The following is a 21,195-nucleotide window of genomic DNA, read 5'->3' on the forward strand; positions in this document are numbered from 1 at the left end:
CGGTTTGCCGCGCCTCCCGCCTTTCAGGTCCCCGGCCAATGCACGGCGCGGCGTTTAACGGTTGTCGGTGGCGCGGGAAGACTGTTCGGCGGCGATGAATGCCGCCACGTCCATCACTCTTGCCGGTGGCTGGCGCCGGGTCAAAAGATCGGCCATGTAACGCATATAAGGATCGATATGGCCAAAAATGGCCTTGTATCCGGCACAAAGATGATTATGCCAGTGGTTGTCGACCCGGTGGATCCGGTGCTTTGGGCAACCGCCGTGGCAGGCGAAACGGTACTGGCACCGGATGCAGGAAGGCGGAAGCTGGGCTTTATTCATGCCAAACTGGCGCTGGCGTTTACTGTAAACCAGCTTATCCAGCCGATCGGTTGTTATGTTTCCTAACCGGTGTTCCGGATAAACGAAGTGATCACAGCTATAAATATCGCCATTTTGCTCCACCACCAGTCCCAAACCGCAGGTGGGCTGCATGACGCAAAGGCTCGGTTTGTCTCCCGACCAGGCCGCCAGCGCATTGTCAAAAAGCTGCACATACACCCGCCCCACATCATGCCGGACCCAGTAGTCGAAAATGGCGTTCATAAAGGCGCCGTAAGCTTCACCGCTGACGGACCAGGGCGTGACTTGGGTGTCGTCCAGGGTTTGGGGATAGATAAGCTCGCCAAAATCCACATTTTTCGCGCGCTGCTCCACGGCGGGGATGAACTGAAGGTACTCGCCGTGCAATTCCTGCGTCAGGAAACGGTAGATTTCCAAAGGGGCCTGTGCCGTTTCGTCGTTAACCACAGTCAGTAAATTGACCGCGATTCGATGCTTTCTCAGACGGTCCAGCGCGGCCAGCACTTTGTCAAATACCGAACCGCCGCTATGGGTGGTGCGATATTTATCGTGTAAGCGCGCCGGCCCATCAATGGACAACCCGACTAAAAATTCATTCTCAGCCAAAAACTCCGCCCAGGCTTCGTCCAGTAATACGCCGTTGGTTTGCATGCTGTTGCGAATGGTTTTTCCGTTGGCGTACTGGCGTTGGTAAGCCATCGCTTTGCGATAAAACGCCAATCCCGCCATCGTGGGTTCACCGCCTTGCCACGTGAAGTCCACCTCATGTCCGGGACTGGCCGCGATGTACTGCTGCACATAGTGTCGCAGTACATCATCATGCATATGGCGCTGTGCATGGGGAGGTTTCAACGTCCCTTGTTCCTTTTCCAAATAAAAACAATAGCTACAAGCCAGATTGCACTGATAGCTCGTGGGTTTTGCCATGAGATGAAAGGGCCGCTTCATTGAGACTCCCGTCAGTTTCAGGTACTGGTCACAGGGTAGAGAGTACAAAAGTGACCACGATCACTCTCTGGATATTTTGTGTTAACAGTATCGAATACATAAAGAAATAATAATTTCACATAATAAAATTTTCAATGAAATTTTAATTACATACCGAACAACAAAACCAAGGTATCCCTCATGAATACTGTTTTTTCAGGCGCACAAAAGTTAGGCAAGTCTTTCATGCTGCCCATTGCCGTCCTTCCCGCCGCGGGTCTGCTTCTGGGTATTGGCGGCGTTTTCTCGAACCCTATTACCATCGAAACCTACGCCTTTTTGGACAATGCGCTGTTACAGGCTGTTTTCACGCTAATGAAACAGTGCGGGAGCGCAGTATTCGATAACCTGCCATTACTGTTTGCCGTGGGCATCGCCATCGGGATGACCAATACGGATCGGGGGACGGCGGGGCTGGCCGCCGTACTTTCTTTCCTGGTCATGAATAAATCCATCAACGCGATGCTGGTCATCACCCATTCGCTTGCGACAGACAACCTCGCCGGGCATGGCCAGGCATCCATCCTGGGCATCGTCACTTTGCAAACCGGTGTTCTGGGCGGCATTCTCAGCGGCCTTCTGACAGCCTGGCTACATAATCGCTATAACAAAGTCGCCTTGCCGCAGGTGTTGGCGTTTTTCAGCGGATCGCGCTTTGTCCCCATCGTCGCGTCCTTCGCCGCCTTGTTTCTCGGTGTGCTTATGTTTTATCTCTGGCCGCCGATTCAAGCCGGTATCACGCATTTGGGCGGCGTTGTGGAAAAAACGGGGTATATCGGCACGCTTTTCTACGGCATGATTTTAAAATGCCTTATCCCGTTTGGGTTACATCATCTCTTTTACTTGCCGTTCTGGATGACCAGCATCGGTGGGGAAATGGTGGTTAACGGCACTTTGGTGCAAGGTACGCAGAAAATCTTTTTCGCCCAGTTGGCCGACCCTTCGGTAACGCACTATTACATCGGCGTGTCCCGCTTTATGGCCGGCCGTTTCGCTGATTTCATGTTCGGGCTGCCCGGCGCGGCGCTGGCTATGTACCATTGCGCAAAAAAAGAAAATCGAAGAAGAGTCGCCGGCTTACTGCTTTCCGCCGCGTTGACCGCGTTCGTCACCGGAATAACTGAACCGCTGGAGTTTGCCTTCATGTTTACCGCACCGCTTTTGTACGTGGTGCATATCGTCCTGACCGGTGTCGCGTTCATGCTGACGCACCTATTGGCGATTACCGTCGGCCAGACGTTCTCCGGCGGGTTGATTGACTTCCTGCTGTTCGGTGTATTGCAAGGCAACGCCAAAACCAACTGGGTGTTGATGCTGCCGCTGGGCGCGGTAATGTTTACGCTCTACTACTGTTCATTCCGCTTTTTGATCCAATGGCGCCAATTGAAAACGCCGGGCCGCGAAGATGACGACGACACCGTAAATGCAGCTTCCGCGCCGGTCGGCACTGAGCGCGCGCAAGGCATCGTCGCCGCGCTGGGGGGAAAGCCGAACATCGTGGATGTCGATTGCTGCGCCACGCGCCTGCGCATCACGGTGAATGATCCAACGTTGGTCAACACCGATGCCTTCAAGGCATTGGGGAGCCGGGGCGCCTTTGTCCATGGGCAAGGCGTACAGGTGGTTTATGGGCCGCATGTCACACTGATAAAAAACGAAGTCGAAGAATTTATCGCTATCTGATTGTTATCAAGGATCGTCTAATGAAAGCTGTCATGTTGATGTTCGATACATTGACTCGCCATCACCTATCCCCATACGGTGGGGATGCCATCACGCCGAATTTCACCCGTCTGGCGCAATAGTCTGTCCGGTTTGATAATTTCTACGTTGGCAGCATGCCTTGCATGCCCGCGCGCCGGGAACTGCACACCGGGCGCTATAACTTTTTGCATCGCAGTTGGGGACCGCTTGAGCCGTTTGATTTTTCCATGGCGCAGGCCCTTGACCAACACGGGGTACATACGCATCTGGTCACCGACCATAAACACTATTGGCGAGACGGCGGCGCAACGTACCATACCCGCTATTCGACCTTTGAGTTTATCCGCGGCCAGGAAGGCGACTGCTGGAAAGGACAGGTGGCCAAACCTGGCGTTTCCTATCGTGGTCTGGAAGACGAAAACACGCGTAAACGCCGCAATAAACGCATTACCCAGGATATGATCAACCGCGCCTGGATGCCCACACAGCATGAGCGCTACACAGACCGCACCATTTCGGCGGGGCTGGAATTCATCGACATGAACAAGGGGCAGGACAACTGGTTTTTGCAAATCGAGTGTTTCGATCCCCACGAGCCCTTCTTCGTGCCTGAAAAGTATCTGGCGCTTTACGGCTGCAAGCCGGAAGACTTCGATGGCTGGGTACCCTACTACTGCGCCAGCGAAAGCCCGGAGCATGCAACGAAAGTCAGGAAGTTTTATCAGGCGCTGGTCACCATGTGCGACGATTATCTCGGCCAGGTCATGGATCGGCTGAAAGCGCACGGGTTATGGGACGATACCCTGTTCATCGTCTGCACGGACCACGGATTCCTGCTGGGCGAGCACCAGTGGTGGGGCAAGAATATCATGCCGGTGTACAATGAAATCGCCAATACGCCATTTTTCATTCGCGATCCGCGCTGCGGCATCGAGGGAGAACGGCGCGGCGCATTGGCGCAGACCATCGATATTCCGGCGACCATCCTGGATTATTTCGCTGTTCCCCTGCCGCCGACCATGCAGGGCCGGCCGCTTCGCCCCGCCATCGAAAACGACCATCCCGTGCGGGAATACGCGCTATATGGCTATTATGGCGGCCATGTGAACATCACCGACGGGCAATATGTTTACATGCGCAGTCCCCGGGATAACGATAAGCGTAATCTGTACGAATACACGCTGATGCCTACCCGTATCGACAGCCCCTTCGCCATCGGGGAATTACGCGAAATCACCATCCATCCCGGTTTTGATTTTACGCAAGGCGCGCAGGTCATGAAAATACCCGCCGCGTTCGGCTATCTGAATGCTTACCGCTATGGCGATAAGCTGTTTAACGTCGTGGACGATCCGCAACAAAAACAGGTTCTTGAAGACCCGTCACGCGCTTTGCGCTACGCCCGGCAAATCGTGGCGATGATGCGGGATAACGACGCGCCGCCGGAGCTGTACCACCGATTTCGGCTAGACTCGCTGACCTTGGAGCAGGAACAGCGTGATCAGGATCGTTACCACCATTACGAGGAACTGCAAGGCACCGGACTGGGGTGCGCTCACCGCGGCGTTTTCGAGGCGCTGCTGCTGCTGCTGTCGGCCGCGGAAAAAAACGGCGCGTCGCGCCACTACGTTCTGGAAGCGGCGAGACCGGCGGTCACACTCCGGGAAGCCGATATTTTCCGATTGATCGCCGCCTGTTTCCCACAAAAGCAACAACGAGAACTGGTTTATCAGGTTCGGTTGCTATTGCGCATCGATTGAGTATTGATATGACTATCCTTACGCTCGACAACCGCATGCTAACGTTGTCAGTGCGGCTTCAGGGCGCGGAAATGTGCGGCTTGACGGAGAACGCCGCCGGGCGGAGCCGTCACTGGCTATGGCGGCCAGGCGAGACCGGCTGGCAAAGCAGCGCGCCAATTCTGTTTCCCATCGTCGGGCAGTTGCGTCATAACGGTGTTTACTATGCGGGACAATTCTGGCCGCTGCCGGCGCACGGATTTTTGCGCCGGCAGCCGTTTACACTGGTGGAACAGCGCAAGGATCGGTTACGCCTTTGCTGTAGCGACAGCGAAGAAACCCGGCGATTGTGGCCTTTTCGCTGGGGCCTTCTCGTCGCGTTTAAGCTGTATGACCGGCAGGTGTGCGTCACTTATCGGTTGACCAACCGCGGCGATACGCCGCTGTGGTTTTCGCTGGGGTCGCATCCCGGATTTGCGTTGCCTATCCATCGGTATCCCGGATGGAAGATCGGTTTTCATTCGCCGGCCTGCCGCGGTCCCTGGCCGACTTACCGCCGCACGCTGGCGATTGCAGCCGATGCGGATACCCCGCGTGTTAGCGAACTGCCGCTCAGTGACGAGACCTTTCGCAATGGGGCGCTCTATTTCAGCAGGGCGGAACAGCAACGTCTTGATATTATCGATCCGCGTGGTCACACGGCATTGCGCTTCAACACCGGAGATCACCCCTGGTTGGCGCTGTGGTCGCAACCGGGCGCCGACTTGCTGTGCATCGAACCCTTGTTTGGTACCACGGACGCGCCGGACGCCAACGGACAACTGCAACACAAACGGGGTATTCAACAATTGTCGGCGGGGGATACGTTCTATTGCCGGTATAGTTTTACCGTCATTCCCGGCGCTGGCGAAGAAGGCGGTTGGAATGCCCAAATTATGGAATAATGATGGGCCCTATTTTCAGGGTGGATGAGATCACCTTCATGAGCATCAATAAAGACAATGTCCGTGTTTATATCGCCAATATCCTAAGCGGGTTAAGCGCCACCAATTGCCATGTCGCCGACTTCGTATTGCAAAATCCAAGCACGGTGGTGCAATTGCCGGTCAAGAAGCTGGCTGAGAAAGTCGGCGTCAGCGAGGCGACCATTGTGCGGTTTTGCAAGCACATCGGCTATGACGGATTGCTGGATCTGAAAAGCGCGCTCAAACGTGAACTGTTGAGCGAAAACGATTTGCCGCTACCGGCAACGCCGGAAATCTTGATGAACGATACGCGTTACGATGTGGCGCAAAAAATCTCCATGACCATTGATAAAACCGTTCAGGAAACTATCGCCTTGCTGGATATGCAGAAGGTTAAGCAGTTGGCTGCGCTGTTTATTTCCGCACGCCGGGTAATGTTCATTGGTTTTGGCGCATCCGGCTTAGCCGCGCTGGAGGCCCGCGATAAAATGAATCGCATCGGTATTGACTCCGATGCGTTTATCGACCGTTTTGCGATGACGCTCAAACTGACCAACCTGAAAACCGACGATCTGGTCGTGGCCTTTTCCCATTCCGGCGAAACGCCGGAAGTCGTCAACGCCTTCCGGCTGGCGGAAAAAGCGGGCGCGACCCGTCTGGCCATTACGCACAACACCCACTCGCCTCTCACGCAACTGGCCCACCATATCTTACTGACCTGCGGTGAAAGCGAGCAATATCAAGGGGATTCAATTGGTACCCGGATTTCGCAATTGTTTATGATCGAATTTCTCTGTACGGAAATCACCAAGCAAAGCTTCAAAGACTTCTCCAGTCAAAGTATTTCCATAAAAGAGTTGCTGATAAAAGAACGGATTAAGAACCAATCACCCGACGCCAACCCAGCATCATGATCTCGACGGGTTACACCCCACATGGCTTGCGGGCAAACCGCCTTCACTCGCCCCCGTTGCGCGGCGGGCTAAAGGCCAGTGGGCGGTAAGTGATCCGGTTTCTCACAGAAAACACGCCACACAACTCGTAGCGTTTATTTTTCCCTATTAAACAGCAGATCAATCTTGTTATTGAAACTGCGATAATGCGCAATGTGATATTTTATATATTTATATAATATAATATTGTATAATGATGACATAAAAACCGGGAACGCCCTCCGACGCACCGACAAGCTGTGCGACATGGCATTGTTTATCGCGGGTTTTCACGATTCGGCTACCGATACCGTCTGATACGCGCATCCGATGGGATCACCCGTAGTCGAGCAAAGGTATTGATTGTTTCAGATAGGAAGGATTTGAACATGCGGAAAATCAAGATTGTGATAGTCGGCGGCGTGGCTGGCGGCGCCTCGGCGGCGGTAAGGGCCAGGCGTTTATCCGAAACGGCTGAAATTATCCTGCTGGAACGCGGCCCCTATGTTTCGTTTGCCAACTGTGGCCTGCCTTACCACATTGGCGGGGAGATCACCGATCGCCAGCAACTGCTTATGAAAACGCCGCAGGATTTTATCCAGCGCTTTAACATTGATGTGCGTGTTAATCATCAGGTATTGCAGATCGAGGCGGGTCAGAAACGGGTGCATGTCAGGAATGCGCAAACAGGCGAGGTTTACCAGGAGCACTATGACCGGCTATTATTGAGTACCGGCGCCAATCCCGTGCGTCCTCCCCTGCCGGGCATTGATCTGCCTGGCGTATTCACGTTACGCACCGTACCGGATATGGACAGCATTCTGGCGCATATCCACCAGCGTCCGATCACGCATGCCACGGTCGTGGGGGGCGGCTTCATCGGTCTGGAGATGGTGGAGGCATTGGTCAATCTGGGCATATCCGTCACTTTGCTGGAGTTGGCGACGCAAGTGATGGCGCCGGTTGATGGCGAGATGGCCGCCATGATACAGCAGATCCTCGGGCAAAAGGGCGTTGATTTACGCTTGGAAACCGGTTTGACGGCGATAACGCCAGTCGATAATGGTCAGAAATTGCAGCTCAGCTTAAATACTAACCAGCAATTGACAACAGGTATGGTGTTGCTGGCCATCGGCGTGAAACCGGATACCCAATTGGCCAGAAGCGCCGAATTAACGTTGGGGCCTCGCGGAGGGATCCAGGTTGATGAGTTTATGCGCACATCAGATCCCGACATCTATGCGGTGGGCGATGTGGCGGAAACGGCGGAATGGGTCACCGGCGACGCGATATTGGCGCCGTTGGCGGGGCCGGCCAATCGTCAGGGACGTATAGCGGCCGGGAACATGTTAGGCGGATGCTATCGCTATCGGCGCAGTCAGGCGACGGCCATCTGTAAAGTGTTCGACTACGCCATAGCCAACGTCGGATTGAATGAAAAAACCTTACGGCGTTTGAACATGAACTATGAAAAAGTCTATGTCCACGCCGCTCACCATGCCGGCTATTACCCTGGAAGCTTCCCCATTTCGCTGAAGTTGCTGTTTTCCCCCGATACCGGCGATATCTTGGGCGCGCAAGCCGTGGGTAAAGCGGGTATTGACAAATGTATCGATGTACTGGCGATTGCGCAGCGATCCAACTTAAAAGTGCAGGATCTGGAAGATGTCGAACTGTGTTACGCCCCGCCTTTCAACAGCGCCCGCGATGTGGTCAATCAGATTGGCATGCTGGCAAGCAATGTCATCAATGGCGATACCCGGGTATGCCACGTGGACGACATTCTGAACCTTGATCCGTTGCGCCAATGCCTATTGGATGTGCGCACGGCAAACGAATTGAAAACCTTGGGCGCCTTCCCGGGGGCATTGCATATCCCCGTGGACGAGTTACGTTCACGGCTTGGCGAGTTGCCAAAAGAGAAAGAAATCCTCATCAGTTGTCAATCCGGTTTACGCGGACATGTCGCCTACCGATTACTGGCGCAGCAGGGGTTCCGGGCAAGGAATCTTTCCGGGGGCTATAAAACCTATCAGTTATCTCTGGCGGCGCGGCGAGAGCGGTGATGTCAGGCAAAGGCAAGCAGCGGCCGACCCTCGCCCGAGGATAAGCATCAATCACAACTTACCAGGGCGCGTCTGCCTGTAACGTGGCGCGCGCCGGTGGCCAAGGCATTTCTTCACTTTTCAAATCCCGGCGACATTGCCGCTTTTCGCCTGGCCGGCAAAAAGGGATGGACCAGGAATTGGTAAGCGGCTCCGCCAACCACGCCGCCGATAAGCGGCGCGACTATCGGGACGTACCAGTAGTTATCAGGTGAGGGCAGGGCGGAACTGCCCCAACCGGCGAAAAAGCAAAACAGCCTGGGGCCGAAGTCGCGGGCGGGATTGATCGCCCAGGCTTCCAGATAGCCCATCGACGCGCCGATCGCCGCAACGATAAAACCGATAATCAACGCGCCGGAATTCGCGCCGGGCGCTTGCTCGTTATATTGTTCAGTGACGGCGAAAATACCGAAAATCAAGAAGGCGGTCAGTATGATCTGATCGCTGAACGCGTGCATCGGCGTGATGGCCAGACCCGGGTGGGTAAAGAAAACGCCCGCCGCCCCGCCGTCCAAACGGGTCAAATGATGCAGGGCATTGAAGTGATCGATCACCGGCACATAGAGGATATAAACGATGACGGCCCCGAGGAACGCCCCCACTGTCTGGGCAAAACAATAGGGCAGCACTTTCTTCCATGGAAAGTTTCGATAAAGCGCCAGCGCGAGCGTTACCGCCGGGTTGGCATGGCATCCGCTGACGGATGCCGTGGTGTAAATGGCGATGGTGACGGCGAGTCCCCAGGCGATACATACTCCCCAATACGCTTGCAAATAGGGACTGGGATCATAAAGGATATACATGGCTGCGACGCTATCGCCGAAGGCAATGATAATCAGCATGGCGATAGCTTCTGCTATAAGCTCGCCTAATAATGTATTTTTCATGTTTTCTATCCTCAGATTAAATTGGTACTTGTCTGTCAATAACGACAATCTCACTACGCGGGCGTTGGACTGAAATGCGTTACTGCCCGACCGCCTGTCGCCGAGGGGTAAAAAACCGTCTCTGCCGAACAGCAGATAATTTGGGGTCTTGTTTTTCGCGGCGGATGTTGAATCCGCGGTCGCCATTAGCCGGTGGGCTTATTTGCCCTTCGGCGATGGCGGGTGGATTTGGGCCAGCGGACAAACCTGACGAGGGGGGAAATCGAAGGTAAGGCGACTCTCGCTTTGCCGCGGGGGACTATAGCGTACGGGCATGACAAACCGGCCGGCACGGGATGGACAGGGCGAACCAAACGGGGTTGCCCGGCGCGCGGCAGCGCCGGAAACCGCCGTCTCAGGGAAAGAGCGCACATTGACCGATAGCGTTCGCCGGCCATGCTGAAGGTATCAGATGCCATTCCCGCCCCCTCTCTTTTCCGCCCATTGGCCGGTTGGCGGGCGGCTTTATCAATGGCGCCCACGTCCGGCGACGTGTCCGAAACGATTAACACAAATGTTGTGTTGAGGTTAACTTGACCGATAAGGAATGTTTATAGCTCATAAACGAAAATAAAATGCGCGATTTAATCCATTTCTGTGATTGACATCATTTTATAAATTGTTAAGACGACCCCATCGGCTGGGCGGACTGCCCCCTCCGGGAGCAACGATCGGGACCCTGTTTACCCCCGTGACGGATGACATGGGCAATTACCGCCTGGGTAAGATGGCGTTTGGTGGTTGTCAGATAAACATTGTTGGTTTATTCTCAAGGTGGAGATGGCATTCCTCCCGCCGTAGTAAAGGCCAACCGCAACAATTGCTGATGATGCCTGCCTTATGATTTTCTTCCTTTGGCGCGAGGCCAGGAAGGGGCAGGTGGCTATCAGGTCTTCCATCCTGCCCCTTATCCGGTTCAGATGCGGGGTGTGGCGATGGCTCATGAGTTGATTTCCCCCTTAGGCAAGCGTTTTTCGACATCGGCGAAGGATTGCGACAGACGACGCGACGTCGTCTTATCCGCCGGAGTCGCGATCAGGATATATTTCGTTTTCCTTTTGTTCCCTTTTACATCGCTTAGCGCCTTCGTTCTTGGGGTTCAGCGGTCGCCGGGGATATCCCACGGGGGATATCCCCGGGCTATCCGTATGCCGTTGCCACTCTTCAACCGTCGCTGAGCGTCGCCATGCTGCGGGATATTCTTGCTCAAGCCGCCCAGTTGCTGACTGTTTTGCTGCTCGCTCCCTTGTTGCAGGGGTTCATTTTGCGCTATGAAGAGCGAGTGCAATTTTCGCGTGGCCCGTCGCTGCTGCAACCGTACCGCGATCTGCGCAAATTGTTCCGCAAGCAATTGGTCGTACCCGAGACGGCCAGTTGGGTATTCTGGACGGCGCCCATCGTCGCGTTCACCGCCATGTTGACCGTGCCGCTGCTTATTCCGGTATTGACCAATTATCCGCTGCCGCTCTCCGATATGGGGGATATCCTGGGCGGCGGCTTCGTATTGACCCTGGGCACGTTCGTCATCAACCTGGCGGCGCTGGACAGCGGTAGCGCTTACGGCGGCATCGGCGCCAGCCGCACGGCGCTGATTTCCATTCTGACGGAACCCATCCTAATCCTGGTGCTGGTCGGCATCACCCTGATGGCCCATACCATGCTGCCCTTCGTCGTCAACCATCTGCTGGTGGCCAAACCCGACGTCTACTGGGGACCGACCCACCTCTTTCTGGTCGCCGCCTTCTTCGTCCTGTTGCTGGCTGAAACCGATCGGCTGCCTATCCATTCCAGCACCAAGATCGAAGTCTACATGATCGAGGAAGCACGCGTACTGGAGTATTCCGGTCCTCTGTTGGCGTTGCTGAAATGGGCATCAATGATGAAGCAATTCATCTTGTATACCATCTTCTGCCATGTCCTGTTGTTGCCTTGGGGACTGTCGATTCTCGGCACGCTGCCGGGAGTGCTTGGGGCCATATTGGGCATTATCGTCAAATTCGCTATCGTCGCGTGCGCGGTCATCGCAGTGGAGACCGCGCAATCACGCCTTCGCTTCTATCGCTATCAGGAACCGCTGGCCGTGGGGTTTTTGCTGGCGATTCTCGCCATTGTCGCTAATCAAATTCGGTGAACGCCCATGCTTGCCACCCATCTCCAACCGCTCGCCGCCTCGTTATTCAGCCTACTCGCCATCGCCTGTCTGCTACTGACTTTCGTCATGCTCGGGTCGCGCTGGCTTAGGGATTATATGCTGGCCTTCGCCGGTCAATCGTGGTTGATCGGCCTGTTATCGGCGTTGGTCGCTTATGACGGCGGTTATACGGAACTCTATGCGGTCGCGCTGCTGACCGTACTCTTTCGCGGCATCGTCTTGCCATGGCTGATCCTTCGGATCCTGCGGCGTTTGAATACCGCCCGGGAGCAACATGTCATCCTCAATGCCGCCTCCGGCCTGTTGTGGGGATGCGGCGCGGTGATTTTCGCGCTGGTCGTTGCCGTGCGCATCGTTTCGGCGTTGGGACTGAATTCCAATATCGTCGTGTTGGCGCTGATGGTTATGCTTTCGATGAAACTTATCGGTTTTTTGATGCTGACCCTCAGGCATGAAGCCATAAGCCATATTCTGGGTATTCTGGTGTTGGAAAACGGCGTGTTTCTCGGTACCCAGATTCTGGTGCCCGGGATGCCGCTTATCATTGAGTTGGTCTTGCTGTTCGACTTGCTGATAGCGGTCGCCTGCTTTGGCGTACTTGTGCGCTATCTGCTGACCCATATCGGCAGTACCAGCAGCCATGAACTAAGGCGGTTAATAGGATGACTATCGCAACGCGCCTGTTGATTTTGTTTTCGGCTCCCGTCATAGCCGCGGCGATCTCCCTGGTGATACGCCGCGCCCGCGTCGCCGAATACCTCAATCTGGCGGCCAGTATCGTGGTGTGTTGGATGGCGTTGCCCCTGCCTTTCATGCCAGGGCTGCCGACGGTTTTGCTAAAGGGATATCTGCTGGTCGATCCATTGGGCGGTTGGGTGGTCGCCTGCGTAGCCCTGGTGTATTTTTTGTCCTCGGTTTATGCGATAGGGTATATGCGCACCGATGAACGGCACCTGTCCCGGTTGCCGGTATTCTACGCGCTGCTGGCCGGTTTCGCCTTGAGCATGCTGATAGCGCCGATGGTGAACAATATCGGCGTGTTCTGGATAGCCATTGAGTTGACCACCCTGGTCAGCACTTTCCTGGTGGGGTTCGAACGCAGCGCCGAGAGCATGGAGGCGGCCTGGAAATACATCATCGTGGTGTCCGCGGGAATCAGTCTGGCCTTGCTCGGCACCACCCTGCTGTACTGGGCGGGGACCTTTGTTTACGGCGCCACCTATCAACTGACCTGGAGCTCGCTGACGGCGGCGGCATCCAGGATGCCGCCGGTATTGTTGAAACTGGGATTTTTGCTGACGCTGATGGGCTATGGCACTAAGGTGGGGTTGGCGCCCATGCACACCTGGTTGCCCGATGCGCATAGCGAGGGACCGGCGCCCGTCTCGGCGATGTTGTCCGGCGCCCTGCTCAATACCGCCATGCTTGGCGTGGTCAGGTTTCTCGCCGCCATGGATGCGGCGGGGCAAGGCGCGTTGCCTCATAAGGTGCTGGTGGCGCTCGGTGTCTTGTCACTCCTGGTCGGGGCGCTGTTTATGGTGCGCCAGCGCCAGATCAAAAGGCTGATGGCCTATTCCAGCGTGGAGCATATGGGGGTGCTGGCGCTGGGGTTCGGTTTCGGCGGCCCCCTTGGCGTCAGCGGCGCCCTGTATCACATGATCAACCATTCGCTGGCCAAGCCGTTACTGTTCTTCGGCGCCGGGAATGTTATCCACTATTTCCGCAGCAAACAAATCGGGGATTTGCGCGGGGTATGGCAGGCATTACCGATCTCGGGCGCTATTTGGCTGTGTGGCGCGGTGGCCATTACCGGCGCGCCGCCGTTCGGGCTTTTTCTCAGCGAGTACACCATCTTGCGCGCCGGATGGGGCGGGTCGCAGCGCTGGGCCGCCATTGTCATGCTGCTATTGCTGATTGTGATATTTATCGCCTTTCTTAATCATTTTCGTTCTATGTATCTCGTTGAACGGGCCGCGCCGCCGCAAGGTGAAATCCGCGATGGGTTATATCGCGTGTTGCCAATGGTGTTACCGCTGGCGGCCCTACTGGTCCTGGGGTTATGGTGGCCTCCGGCCTGGAGCGCCCTGTTCGCCGGCATCACTCGCACATTGGGAGGCGGCCTGTGAACGCCAGAATGGAATACCTACCGGTAACGGCCGATAGCCTGGCCCCATGTCTGGAAGCGCTGCTTGAGAGCGGCGGACGTATGCAGATGGCCTATGTCTGGTTTCCCGAGCCAGACCGGCCGGAGGTTCGTTATCTGGCGGCGGGCGACACCGGCGCGCCGTTGCAAATGTGGATTTGTCCCGCCGCCGACGGCTGCTTGCCCAGCCTCGCCATAAGCTCGCCATTGCTCGGTTGGTATGAACGTGAAATGCAGGATTTATACGGACTGACCTTTACCGGGCACCCGCAACCGTTCCCCCTGGTGGCGGCGGGGGCCGAGGCGCCCGCCAGACTCTCGCCGCGGGTCATGCAGCCGGCCCTGCGCGCCCCCCTCGTATTGCCAAGTATCGACGACCCTTTGGTGCAACTGCTCAACTTCGGCCCCGTGCGCGCCGACGTCATGGAGTCCGGCCAGTTTCAGTTCTTCTATCTGGGCGAAAGCATCGCCCATTACCAGCCGCGGCTTTTCTTCAAACACCGCGGCATGGAAAGCCGGTTCGCGGCCATGAATCCTCTTGCCGCCACCGTGCTGGCCGAGCGGGTCTCGGGCGTCGGCGGGGTGGCTCATGCCCTGGCCTATTGCGAGGCGGTGGAAGATGCCGCCGGCTGCGCGGTCCCGGTGCGGGCGCGACGGCTACGGACGTTGCTGGCTGAACTGGAGCGTATTTACAATCACTTGCATTTTTTCGGCTTACTGGCGGATACCACCACGCTCAAGGTGGGGCAGGCCGAGGGACGGTTGCTGGAAGAGGACGTCAAACAATTGGCCGGCCGGCTGACCGGCCATCGTCTGATGCACAATTTACTGACGCCCGGCGGGTTGCGCCGGGATCTCGCGTTGCCCGACGAATTCGCCGCGACGACATTCCGTTTGTACGATCGGGTCAAGTCGTATCTCGGCCAATTGTCCCGCACCACCAGCTACCAGGATAGGCTGCTCGGCACCGGCCCGCTAAGTCGCGAAGTGGCCTTCGATCAGGGGGCGACCGGGCCGGTTGAACGGGCTTCCGGCCTGGATCGCGATTTGCGTCGCGATCATCCCTACGCGGCCTATGGCGAACTTGAGGTTAAGGTGGCGGGGGCGACGGCGGGCGATGCCCATGCGCGAGCCGTGGTACGCGCGCTGGAACTGCGCGAAAGTTTCCACGTTATCAGACGGTTGCTGGCGGATCTGCCGCCGGGCGACATCCACGCCGATTGCGTCATCAAACCTGATTCCTGTGGCCTGGGATGGGCGGAGTCGCCGCGCGGATCGCTTTACTATGCCATACACCTGGATGCGCAAGGGCGGTTGGCGAGGGTCAAGATCAAATCGCCTTCTTTTTCTAACTGGCGGGTATTCCCGTTCACGGTATCCCAAAGCAACATGATGGATTACGCCATCAACGAAGCCAGTTTCGGTCTCACCATCGCCGGTTGCGATCGCTAACAGGAGGGTGCTATGCCTTTATGGACTTTGCGCGGACTGCGGCGGGGCCAAGTGACGACGGATTGGCCAAAACGGCCCGACGACCCCCACGGCCAGCAGGGAACGCTGGGCATGCCGCGCGTCACCGGGCGGCCGTGCGGCGATGAGTGCCGGCGCTGCGAAGAGGTGTGTCCCACGGGGGCCATCACCACCGATATGTCCGGCCATCTGGCTCAACTGGACTACGGCCGGTGCATCGCCTGCCAATTATGCGTGGAACATTGCCCCGGGGATGCCATACAGACGGATGCCGGCTGGGCTTTCGGCGTGAGGGAACGCCGGGATTTGCTTTGGACGGCGAATGACGATTCCCCTGACGCCCGGCGCCTCAAGCGCCGGATTGACGTTAGTTTCGGCGGCAGCCTGCATATCCGACATGTGGACGCCGGCTCTTGCAATGGCTGCGAAACGGAACTGCAAGCCTTAAACAATCCCTTCTATAACTTCCATCGTCTGGGGATTTTTTTTACCGCCTCGCCGCGTGCGGCCGATTTACTGCTGGTGACGGGGACGGTGACCGCCGCCATGCGCGAACCGCTGCTCGCCACCTGGCAGGGCATGCCTGAGCCTCGTTATGTGCTGGCCTGCGGCACCTGCGCGGTCAGCGGCGGCGTATGCGGCGGCGGTTATGCCAGCGGCCAGGGATTGGACGGCATATTGCCGGTGGATATCTGGCTGCCGGGGTGTCCGCCCAATCCGGCGGCAATCATTGACGCATTGCTGTTGCTGCTGGAGCGCCGATCGCAACATGTCAGGGGAGGAAGACTGAATGGCGCCTGATACCCTGGTGGCAATCACCCTGGTCCTGTGGCTACTGGCCATCATCCTGGCGTGCGCGGGAGTGGCGCGCCATGTGGCTCGCTATGCCTTATCGGCCGGGTCGGCATTACTGTCGGCGGCGGCCGTCTGGGCGCTGCCGTCGGGGGTGACATTTTCCGCGACGTGGGTTTCCCCGGCGCTCATCGGAAGCCGAATGATCTTTGAGCCGGACGCACTATGGCTCTTGTTGTTCGGCGCCATCGCGGCCTTTTTCGCCACCGCCCTGGGTACGCCCGCCCGGCATTGGCGCTGTTGGACCGTTGGCGCGGCGCTCAGCATGCTTGGCGCATTGGGGTGTTTCGGCTTGCAGAGCGCGGTTGGCTTCCTGATTGCCTGGGAAGTCATGAGTCTGGGCGGCGCGTTGCTGCTCATAGGCGAACGGTTGGGACCGACGCAACAGGGGCATGGCGTGTTGTTTATGCTGAGCCTGCTGGAGGTGGGCGCGGTAGCGTTGTTGGCGGCGATGCTGATACTGAGCGGCGAGGCGCGGGGCGACGGTTTTGCCGCCTTCGCTCATTTGGGCGCGCTGGGTCCGGCGAAAACGCGGTGGGTGGGCTTGTTGCTACTCATTGGGATCGGCGCGAAACTCGGCTTGCTGCCCTTCTACGAATGGTATCCGGGCGCTTACGGGCAAGGCAGCGGCGCCAGCGGCGCGCTGCTGTCCGGCATCGTGCTGAACGCGGCGTTTTTCGCATTGGAACGGGCCTATACCGCATGGCTGCCCCCGCAAGGCATTCTGGCGATGGTTACCGTGGCGCTGGGGGTGCTCAGCGCCATTCTGCCCGCGCTATATGCTTTTCAGGAGGCGGACTGGCGTCGCTTGCTGGCCTTTTCCTCCGCGGAGAATGCCGCCATCGCGGTAACGTTGCTGGGGGCCAGTCAATTGTTCAGAAGCGAAGGATTCGATGCCCTCGCCGTACTGGGTTTTACGGTGGCGCTGCTCCACCTTGCCGGACATTCCCTGGCAAAGAGCGCCATGATGCTCGGGGCCGATGGCGCCTATCGCAGCACCGGCAGCTACGCGATTATCCAGCGGGGACTACTGCGCCACAATCGCCGGCTGTATGGCATCGGTATCGTGTTCGCCGGCATGAGTCTGGCGGCGATGCCGCCGCAGGCGGGTTTCGTCAGTGAGTGGTTCACCTTCCAGACGCTTTTCCAGGGATTTCATTTATCCGGACTGGCGGGACGCCTGACCCTGGCCTTCGCCGGCGCCGGTATGGCGCTGACGGCGGCCATTGCGCTGGCCGCTTTTATTAAGGTTATCGGCCTGGGGCTCCTTGGCCGGCGGGACGCCGCCGACCCACCGCAGCGGGCGGGCATATCGACGGGGACGGCCGTTTTTTGCGGGCTACTGGGGCTGGCGGTGCTGGGACTGGCGGTGGGTATGCCATGGTGGCTGTCGGCGCTGCGTGTCGTCGTCGCGCAGCGTTTCCCCGGCCAAAGCAGCGAGGCATTGCATCATGGGCTGTTGCTCGTACCACTGACCGATACCTTCGCCTTTATATCACCGACCAAACTGGTTATGGCGTGGCCGTTGCTGGCGCTGATTCCCTTAGCGCTGCTGGCGCGCTCGCGTTTGCGGCATGCTTTGCGCCGTGTTCCGGTTTGGTATGGCGGGGAACCGCCTATGGCGCATGCCGCCGCCACGGCGCTGACCTTTTCCAACGCCATGCGGACGTTTTATCGGTTTATTTACCGTACTAAAAGTGAGATTGTTCATGAACATAACGGCAGCCGGTATTTCATTCGGCAAATACGCCACCGGGCGCAAGTTCTGCCATTGTTCAACAGTGCCGTTTTTACCGCCCTGACGCTGACGGTTCAGTGGCTGGCGCGCAAGCTGGCGCCGATACAATCCGGCCATATGAATGTTTATCTCGGCATGGTGGGTGGATTACTGGTATTGATCCTGGCGGTGGCCGTATGGTGAGCAAACCACGTCGCGGAGAACTTATACCCGGGGGTGGCGTTGCCCGGGATTGCCCTTGTGCGGTAAGCCTCTTCCACCGCCGGGTTTCGGCTTGATATCGACTCTTACTGGGAATTGCCTAACTTCATTTTCTAGGCTAACGTATAACTCATAAGGTGATGGCGTTCCACCTTTCCCAACCGCCGGCGTGGTTCCACACCGGCTGATGACGCCTGATATCCGATTCTTTTTTCAAGAGGAAAAGGTATGTCAGGCTTTTTGGTTTTACTCCTGTATCCTATACATTGCTCTTCTGCCGCACAGGAGGGTAAATGATTGACGTTTACGGTCATCACCGTCCCGGTCGCGACACTCTCCACGACGCATCAAGCGCTGCGAGCCACCGCCGTCATTCCGCTGAGAATGGGATGTCCGTCCGGTCTTCGGCATGCCATGCGTTAGCCGCCAACGTTCCTGACCCGGGTCAGGAAAAATTGCACGTGAGCCGGATGGATGCGCAGACGCGCTATTCCGCGCCAGCCCCAGCAGGGTTAATCAACGAAAAAACCGAGCGTTACAATATTAACGGTCATGAAATTCTGTTAATGCATTTGGCTCTTGATAGCCTCTCGCGGTTGGACGGACTCATGCCGGCACTGGCGGCGGAAATGGAGACGCACTTTCAACGGCATGATTCCGACGCCGTTATCCTGATGATCACCGACACATCTCGCAACAAGGCCACACTCTGGTTTTCCAAAAATAATCTTCCAGGCGTTCAGCGGTCTCTTTCCCTACCGGGCGTGCTTTGTAGAAAAGATGAAACGCTTCCCTGGCTAGTCGAACGATTAACGATATAAGTGAGGGAAGAATGTATGGGCATTTACAACCACGTCTTGATATTGATTCACGATGAAAACGATGGATTGACATTATTAAACCATGTCACCAGCTTGCCTGAAACACGGGGTGCCAAGGTTTCATTATGCCACCTTCGCGATGAATTCCATCCCCTGGAATATATTTCCGACACACCTGCTGACGATTCGCAATCCCCTGAAGCCATTGCGGCCAGGGAGATGTTAAACCGCGTGGCGAATCAAGCGCCCAATCGGGCTGATATCGCCTTTATGGCGATAATACGTCGATTTAAAGACCTGGAGAAATTTGTGGAACGCAATAACATAGACCTTGTGGTCGCGGGCCATAAAAATCGGTTTTTAGGCACATTAACTTCCCGGTCGGCGGAGTTTGCCAATCATCTCACGGTGGATGTACTCATTCACCATCTCTGACGCAAAGAAAGTACGTTGCCTGTTTTTCATTGAAAAACACTGGCATAACCCTGACCCAATCTAACGACCGGAGCAAGCGCCATGACGCGAGAGACCTCGGCGTTGATTGCCGCCACTATTGTCGGTATATTAACGACCTACCTGGTATTTTGCCTTGAAGACATCTTTTTGGGCGATATGCTTTCCGATACCGTCAACATATCGCTGGCACTGCTTATTGGTGCTACCGCGCATTTATTGACCAGGCATTTTTTCGTCAAAAAGAATCATAATGCGTCACGTCCCACGCATAAACGATAAGCCATCTCGTCGTAGTCAAGCTCGCGCGAGCGCGGGAGGAAGATAAGATGCCCAGCCTGGTGCTACTCAGACACGGCGAAAGCCTCTGGAATAAAGAAAACCGCTTCACCGGCTGGACCGATATTCCCTTGACGCATAAAGGCAGGGACGAGGCCAGGCATGCCGCTTCGCTGATGAAAAAAGACGGCATGGTGTTCGATGCGGTATGCGCGTCCGTGCTGACGCGGACAATCCATACGGCATGGATCATCCTTGATGAGATGCAGTCGCAATGGCTGCCGGTAGATAAGAGCTGGCGGCTGAACGAACGCCATTACGGCGCGTTGCAAGGCCTCAATAAAACGGAAACGGCCGAACGTTTCGGAAATGCGCTTGTTCAGCAATGGCGCGGGAGCTATGACATTCCTCCACCGGCGATGTCGTTGCGCGATCCGCGTTACGCCGGTCGCGACAGACGTTATGCGCATCTTGCGCCGGAAAATATCCCCGTGGCGGAAAGCTTAAAAATGACCGTGGACCGCGTGTCGGTGTATTGGCGCGATACACTTTTCCCACGCTTAAATAATGGCGAACGCCTACTGGTCATTGCCCACAAGAATTCACTGCGTGCCTTGATCAAATATATCAGTCGGCTTTCAGCCACTGAAATCGGTGACGTTCACATTCCCACTGGAATACCTATAATGTATGAATTTGACAAAAATGGAACGGCTGCGAAACCCTATTTCTTAGGAAAAACGCGCTTGCTGATATGAATTGCCGTTGATTATTCCATTCACCGCGGCCTTGACGATCCATTGCCATGCGTTACGCCGCCTTTGGGTTGGCCGCTGTAATCGTCATATTTCACGTTGCCCCTCCGTTGCGGCGTTTTCCCGCCCCCCGTCGCGCCATCAGCTATGCCCCTGGGGAGGCAAAAGAAACATCCCGCCTCTCACCGGAGGCCGTTGGCGGTTCAAATTCTTTTCCGACGAATTTGTCGATCGCTTACCGCCGCGATGCAACTTGAATTAATTAAAGTATAGCTGAATGATTCAATAAGTAATATGAGAGTTTATTCTTGAAAAATGCCCTTATTAAGATCAATACACCGCATGGTTGCTTTTTGATGTTATCTTGTTTTATCATCGCCCATAGCGCGTTAGGGTTTGAATAATCACCCTATGACAATATCCAGGGGGGATGCGCGGGAATCGTCGCCCTTAAGGTGCCTTAATATCGCATTTCTCTTAAACCAGATACGCATGTGGGAAAAAATGATTAGCAAAGATGCAATTTAAACCATGCCTAACGCACAGTTTAAATACGTCGAGTTGCTATACGGCGGTAAATGCGCGCAGCCAACAAAGAGGCAATGTTAAGTATGACGAATGTATACGC

General features: G+C 56.2%; 16 protein-coding genes, 1 pseudogene and 2 riboswitches. Of the genes and pseudogenes, 15 read left to right on the plus strand and 2 right to left on the minus strand.

What is annotated here, in order from left to right:
* Window positions 1-54 precede the first annotated feature (54 nt).
* Window positions 55-1,293 (minus strand): anaerobic sulfatase maturase, encoded by a 1,239-nt coding sequence (locus FCN80_RS19725; protein WP_136991993.1) that lies wholly within the window; start codon window positions 1,291-1,293, stop codon window positions 55-57.
* Between the two features lie 180 nt (window positions 1,294-1,473).
* Here FCN80_RS19725 and FCN80_RS19730 point away from each other — a divergent pair, with 180 nt between their 5' ends.
* The 5 genes and pseudogenes from FCN80_RS19730 to FCN80_RS19750 all read left to right on the plus strand — a co-directional run bounded on the left by FCN80_RS19730 (window position 1,474) and on the right by FCN80_RS19750 (window position 8,738).
* Window positions 1,474-3,015 carry a PTS transporter subunit EIIC gene (locus tag FCN80_RS19730; RefSeq protein WP_136991994.1) on the plus strand — a complete coding sequence of 514 codons (1,542 nt, stop codon included), beginning with the start codon at window positions 1,474-1,476 and terminating at the stop codon, window positions 3,013-3,015.
* 137 nt (window positions 3,016-3,152) lie between these two features.
* A pseudogene (locus FCN80_RS19735) lies at window positions 3,153-4,796 on the plus strand (sulfatase); the annotation flags it as partial.
* An 8-nt stretch (window positions 4,797-4,804) separates the two neighbouring features.
* Window positions 4,805-5,719, plus strand: a complete 915-nt coding sequence (locus FCN80_RS19740) for an aldose epimerase family protein (protein ID WP_136991996.1) — start codon at window positions 4,805-4,807, stop codon at window positions 5,717-5,719.
* A 38-nt stretch (window positions 5,720-5,757) separates the two neighbouring features.
* Entirely contained in the window at window positions 5,758-6,654 is an 897-nt protein-coding gene (locus FCN80_RS19745; RefSeq protein WP_136991998.1) for a MurR/RpiR family transcriptional regulator, read from the plus strand.
* Between the two features lie 407 nt (window positions 6,655-7,061).
* Entirely contained in the window at window positions 7,062-8,738 is a 1,677-nt protein-coding gene (locus FCN80_RS19750; protein WP_170975465.1) for an FAD-dependent oxidoreductase, read from the plus strand.
* A 113-nt stretch (window positions 8,739-8,851) separates the two neighbouring features.
* Here the strand turns inward: FCN80_RS19750 and FCN80_RS19755 are convergent, their stop codons facing one another.
* Complete coding sequence (locus FCN80_RS19755; RefSeq protein WP_136992000.1) at window positions 8,852-9,664, minus strand: MIP/aquaporin family protein; 813 nt, start codon at window positions 9,662-9,664, stop codon at window positions 8,852-8,854.
* 806 nt (window positions 9,665-10,470) lie between these two features.
* Window positions 10,471-10,546, plus strand: a riboswitch (Fluoride riboswitch).
* Between the two features lie 343 nt (window positions 10,547-10,889).
* Here FCN80_RS19755 and FCN80_RS19760 point away from each other — a divergent pair.
* From FCN80_RS19760 to gpmA, 10 genes are all read left to right on the plus strand, one after another.
* Window positions 10,890-11,834 carry a respiratory chain complex I subunit 1 family protein gene (locus FCN80_RS19760; protein WP_136992001.1) on the plus strand — a complete coding sequence of 315 codons (945 nt, stop codon included), beginning with the start codon at window positions 10,890-10,892 and terminating at the stop codon, window positions 11,832-11,834.
* A 6-nt stretch (window positions 11,835-11,840) separates the two neighbouring features.
* The gene (locus FCN80_RS19765; RefSeq protein WP_136992003.1) at window positions 11,841-12,521 is read left to right on the plus strand and encodes a hydrogenase; all 681 of its coding nucleotides are present in this window, start codon (window positions 11,841-11,843) and stop codon (window positions 12,519-12,521) included.
* Complete coding sequence (locus tag FCN80_RS19770; protein ID WP_136992005.1) at window positions 12,518-13,981, plus strand: proton-conducting transporter transmembrane domain-containing protein; 1,464 nt, start codon at window positions 12,518-12,520, stop codon at window positions 13,979-13,981. Before FCN80_RS19765 ends, FCN80_RS19770 begins: the two co-directional genes overlap by 4 nt.
* Window positions 13,978-15,450 carry a hydrogenase large subunit gene (locus FCN80_RS19775; protein ID WP_230492798.1) on the plus strand — a complete coding sequence of 491 codons (1,473 nt, stop codon included), beginning with the start codon at window positions 13,978-13,980 and terminating at the stop codon, window positions 15,448-15,450. Before FCN80_RS19770 ends, FCN80_RS19775 begins: the two co-directional genes overlap by 4 nt.
* 12 nt (window positions 15,451-15,462) lie before the next feature.
* Entirely contained in the window at window positions 15,463-16,269 is an 807-nt protein-coding gene (gene nuoB / locus FCN80_RS19780; RefSeq protein ID WP_136992006.1) for an NADH-quinone oxidoreductase subunit NuoB, read from the plus strand.
* Window positions 16,259-18,241 (plus strand): proton-conducting transporter transmembrane domain-containing protein, encoded by a 1,983-nt coding sequence (locus tag FCN80_RS19785; RefSeq protein WP_136992008.1) that lies wholly within the window; start codon window positions 16,259-16,261, stop codon window positions 18,239-18,241. Before nuoB ends, FCN80_RS19785 begins: the two co-directional genes overlap by 11 nt.
* Window positions 18,242-18,386: 145 nt before the next feature.
* A riboswitch (Fluoride riboswitch) is annotated at window positions 18,387-18,463 on the plus strand.
* 89 nt (window positions 18,464-18,552) lie between these two features.
* Window positions 18,553-19,080 carry a hypothetical protein gene (locus FCN80_RS19790; RefSeq protein ID WP_136992010.1) on the plus strand — a complete coding sequence of 176 codons (528 nt, stop codon included), beginning with the start codon at window positions 18,553-18,555 and terminating at the stop codon, window positions 19,078-19,080.
* A 15-nt stretch (window positions 19,081-19,095) separates the two neighbouring features.
* Window positions 19,096-19,515: a universal stress protein gene (locus FCN80_RS19795; RefSeq protein WP_136992011.1), complete on the plus strand. Its 420-nt coding sequence runs from the start codon at window positions 19,096-19,098 to the stop codon at window positions 19,513-19,515.
* An 81-nt stretch (window positions 19,516-19,596) separates the two neighbouring features.
* Window positions 19,597-19,815, plus strand: coding sequence for a hypothetical protein (locus tag FCN80_RS19800; protein WP_136992013.1), 219 nt, complete (start codon window positions 19,597-19,599; stop codon window positions 19,813-19,815).
* Between the two features lie 47 nt (window positions 19,816-19,862).
* A complete protein-coding gene (gene gpmA, locus FCN80_RS19805; RefSeq protein ID WP_136992015.1) occupies window positions 19,863-20,570 on the plus strand; it encodes a 2,3-diphosphoglycerate-dependent phosphoglycerate mutase in 708 nt (235 codons plus the stop codon).
* The last annotated feature ends 625 nt before the right edge of the window (window positions 20,571-21,195 follow it).

The sequence above is a fragment of the Martelella alba genome, from assembly GCF_005217455.1.
In the GTDB taxonomy this organism is placed as follows: domain Bacteria; phylum Pseudomonadota; class Gammaproteobacteria; order Enterobacterales; family Enterobacteriaceae; genus Acerihabitans.